This is a genomic window from Ruegeria alba (genome assembly GCF_022321465.1).
Classification (GTDB): domain Bacteria; phylum Pseudomonadota; class Alphaproteobacteria; order Rhodobacterales; family Rhodobacteraceae; genus Ruegeria_B; species Ruegeria_B alba.
The window spans coordinates 1-4,034 of the sequence record NZ_JAKOEM010000048.1; the positions used below are offsets into that span (position 1 = coordinate 1).

General features: G+C 56.6%; 3 protein-coding genes. All 3 read left to right on the top strand.

The genetic code is table 11. From position 1 onward, the window contains the following. Positions 1–522: calcium-binding protein (locus tag MB818_RS21605; RefSeq protein WP_369426349.1), on the top strand; the 522-nt coding region annotated here is incomplete at its 5' end. 622 nt (positions 523–1,144) lie between these two features. Beyond that, complete coding sequence (locus tag MB818_RS21610; protein WP_238906474.1) at positions 1,145–2,980, top strand: AMP-dependent synthetase/ligase; 1,836 nt, start codon at positions 1,145–1,147, stop codon at positions 2,978–2,980. Positions 2,981–3,037: 57 nt separating this feature from the next. Then, the gene (locus MB818_RS21615; RefSeq protein ID WP_093038184.1) at positions 3,038–3,808 is read left to right on the top strand and encodes a hypothetical protein; all 771 of its coding nucleotides are present in this window, start codon (positions 3,038–3,040) and stop codon (positions 3,806–3,808) included. Positions 3,809–4,034 lie beyond the last annotated feature (226 nt).

The following is a 4,034-nucleotide window of genomic DNA, read 5'->3' on the forward strand; positions in this document are numbered from 1 at the left end:
GGCGGCGACAATTACGTCACCGTCGCGATCCTGCAGAACACCACCGCAACCGACTTCTCCGAGGCCAACTTCTTCCCGCCATACCCGCCAGATGGAAGCGGCGTGACTGGTGCGGTAACGACAGGAACGGCAGCAGGGGAAACCCTTGACGGAACCTTTGGCGATGACTCGATCACCGGGCTCGGCGGCAATGACACTATCCGTGGTGGCAATGGTGCCGACACACTGGACGGTGGCTCAGGGGCCGATCAATTGTCTGGCGGATTTGGTGACGACCTACTGATTGGCGGGGCCGACGCAGACACATTCATCTTTGGCCTCGGGGAAGGTGCCGACACCATTCAGGACTTCGAGCTGGGCGTAGACTCCCTGGCGCTGACCGGTGGACAGGCGATCGCGTCCTTGACAGAACTGGACACGGACTTGTCCGGCGCCGCGGACACCACGTTGGTTACGTTTGGCGATGCGTCTACCGTGCTGCTGATGGGTGTCACCGGAGTGAGCGATCCCGAAATGCTCTGATTTTTTCGACGGCGGCGCTGGTAAAGCCACGTCGCCGTCAATTTGGTCCGTGGGCTGGTTTTCGGGGTAGCGCAGAACCGCGCTGCCATGTCCCGGAGCTCCGGGTATCAGAAGCGGTCATTGGTTGACTGCGTAGCATTTGGAAATATGGGCTCTGAGCCCGTATTCGCGGCGTTTGACATTAACGTCGCCTGCCGAAGCGTGAATGTCTCGGGTGCGACGGGCAAGGCCAAAGATCAATGGCTTGGCGTTTGTGGCGAACGGCCGGTTTCCTGCGTTCTGAGCCAAGGTGCGTGCCGCGGTCGCATTGGGCCGCTTCGAGCCCATACTGTGAATTGGCGAGGTGCGCAGAAACCGTCGCGAAGGGCGGCAAGCGGACATAACCCACGATATTGACGGCGAAGCGCACCGTTTCCTTGCCGCCCTACCGCCGCAGAGCAAAGCCATCAAACCGACCGCGCGTCCTTCGCATCATGAAAAGTTGGGTCACGGACAGCCGTGCGGATGAAGCACTCGTTTTTGGCCGTGCAACCGAACGCCCAGTAACCTGCTCGATTTGACCACGAGATATGGTTGATCCTGCTCAAAGCATAGAGCGCGATTCAGTCATATCAATTAGGTTATGAAGCGCGCAACATCACCAGATCTCGACTTCATCGGTTTTGAAGCTGCCGGGACAATTCCAGGCTTGCTGAAGTGTCGGGCTGAACGAACTCCGAACGCCGTAGCTTACTCCGAGTTTGACGACGGAACGTGGCGGGATGTGACTTGGAGTGAAATGGAGCGAATAGTTACCCGCTATCGTGTTGCGCTAGATCAGGCAGGCATGGAGGAGGGCGACCGGGTAGCGATCTTGCTGCGGAATTGCATCGACTGGATCGCCTTCGACATCGCGGCCATGGCAAACGGTTTGATGACCGTGCCACTCTATCTTCAAGACAGCGAGGCCAATATCGACTTTGTCCTTTCCAACTGTGGCGTACGGCTGTGTCTTGTCGAGAGCGTGCAGCGATTAGAGGCAGTGAAGCCCGCTCTCGAAAGCGGCGGTACTTTGAGGCAAATTTGGGTGCGCGGAAATAGTGAGGTGCATGAGCAAGTCTGCGGAAGCAAGGTCCGCCGTCTTGGCGAGGTCTTGGACCTGGCAGAGGGTGACCCTGGGCCAATCCGATGCGCGCCAAAGGACACCGCCACGATCATACATACCTCGGGCACGACAGGTAGGCCTAAGGGAGCCATGTTGTCCCATTATGCTCTTCTGTGGGATGCCGAGGCGGTTGCAGTGAACATTCCGCCTCTGACAAACGACGTCTTTTTGTCCCTGCTGCCACTCAGCCATGCGTTTGAGCGCACCATGAGCTACCATCTGGCGATGATGGGTGGCTCGAGGGTAGTATTCGCTCGAGCGATAGAAACTCTGAAGCAGGACATTTCTGAAGTACGGCCGACGATCCTGGTGGCCGTGCCGCGCCTTTATGAGCGGTTTTACGAAGCGATCGTCAAGGAAGCCTCAAAAAGTTCGCTCAAGAGTTGGCTAGTAAAGAAGACCGTGGCGATTGGCTGGCGGCGTTTCGAAGCGCGTCACGGCAGGGCTAATATGTTCAGTCAGATGGCGAGCTTGCTTTTCTGGCCATTGCTAGAGCGGCTGGTCGCACGCCCTATCATTCACGCCTTTGGTGGGCGCCTGCGTGTTGCAGCCAGTGGCGGCGCTCAATTATCGACGAAGGTGAGCCAATTCCTGATCGGCGTCGGCCTGCCGCTTGTTGAGGGTTACGGTCTGACAGAAGCTGCTCCCGTCGTCAGTGGGACCACCTTTGAGGACAGTTTGCCTGGTTCCGTTGGCAAGCCGCTTCGCGGGATCGAAACCCGACTTACCGCCGAGGACGAGTTGCTGGTCCGGTCACCAGCCCTTATGCAAGGCTATTGGAATGACCCCAAAGGTACCGCCTCTGCCATCGACGAGGAGGGCTGGTTGCACAGTGGCGATACAGCGGAATTTCGCGAGGACCACTTATTTATTACAGGACGGTTGAAGGACGTCATCGTCCTATCAACAGGCAAAAAAGCCGCTGCTGCAGAGATCGAGGCGGGGATCCAGGCGGACCTGCTTTTTGAACAAAGCTGCGCATTAGGCGATAATCGCCCGTTCGTTTCAGCGATACTGGTGCTGAATCGTGACCACTGGGCCGCATTCGCCGGACGCCACGGTCTCAATCCAGATTTACCCAATGCGCAGGCGGCGAACGCGGCCATCATGGCGCGTGTGGCGCAACTTTTGCGGGATCATCCTGAATATGCCCAAGTACGTGCTGTTCATAGTCAAGTGCAGCCCTGGACGGTTGAAGACGGAAGCTTGACGCCGACCTTGAAAATCAAGCGACATGTCATCCAAGAGCGCTATCGGTCCGAGATTGAAGCGCTATACGCACAACAGACGTCGCGGCGGAGTTCTGGCGGTTAACATGAACAGAGGGCGAATGTTTGGAACCAAGTACGTCGCCTTGTGAAGGTCAGGCCCATGCTTGATTTCAAGAAACGCAAAAGCACTAAGCCTGGGATTGCAAGGCGATCCACGGTCGATCCTGCGAAAATGTCCACGGCCGAGCGTGCTGAATTGATGAGTTTACTCTACGCGTTAAACCAGAAAATATTCGCGGGCGTTTCCCTTGAGGATTTCGAAAATCATGTGTTTGACCCATCGGCAGACAGTACGCTCATACAGCTTTTCATTGCCGCGGACGGTCAAATCGTCGGCTATTGCGCGGCCCATCGATTCTGGCGGCAGGTGTCAGGGCGCTACGTCATTGTTTTAAGAGCGGAAGCCGGGCTCTTGTCGGAGTACCGGGGGTACGGTGCAACTTACCGGTTCAGGATGATCCGCTCTATTGCCGAAAAGCTTAGGCATCCATTCACGCCGATCTACTATGTCGGGACCCTTGTACACACTTCGAGCTATGATCTGGCCTGCCAGAATTTTCCGCAGGTCTACCCGCATCCTGACCTTGAAACGCCCAAAGTCATTCAGGAAGTTGCACGCGAGCTCATCAACAGCTTCCCGGCACCGCCCGTGAGTGAGGCCGATCCATTCGTGCGTGACGTAGGATGGATGACAATTGAGGTACGGCAGGAAAACGCTCCCAGCCAACGCGGCGACAACCATTATGTCCGTTTCTTCAAGGCGCGTAATCCTGGCTATGCGAAGGGGCATGGGTTGGTAGTCATCGTTCCGATAACCGTTCGCAATATCTCTGCCGGATTTCTGTCACGTCTGCGCGCTTGGCTCCGATAATGGGCTCTATCTCGCGCTTAAATGGGTACCTCCGAGCCCGTTGCATGTCAAAGTTCATGCACGCAGCAAACCACCAGCTTCCGCTTCAGGTGATGCGTTTCACAGTCGCTTACCCGTGGATACCAGCCACTCGGGTGCGAAAGCCGAACGACCGCTTCGTCCGGATACTGTTGAAAAACTCTGCTTGAGCGATGCTTTGGCTGCTGATTCAATTCTCTTGATTTGC

Excerpts from the sequence above, each read along its gene's own strand:
- MB818_RS21615 (WP_093038184.1), top strand. The coding sequence starts at position 3,038 with ATGCTTGATTTCAAGAAACGCAAAAGCACTAAGCCTGGGATTGCAAGG.
- MB818_RS21610 (WP_238906474.1), top strand. The coding sequence starts at position 1,145 with ATGAAGCGCGCAACATCACCAGATCTCGACTTCATCGGTTTTGAAGCT.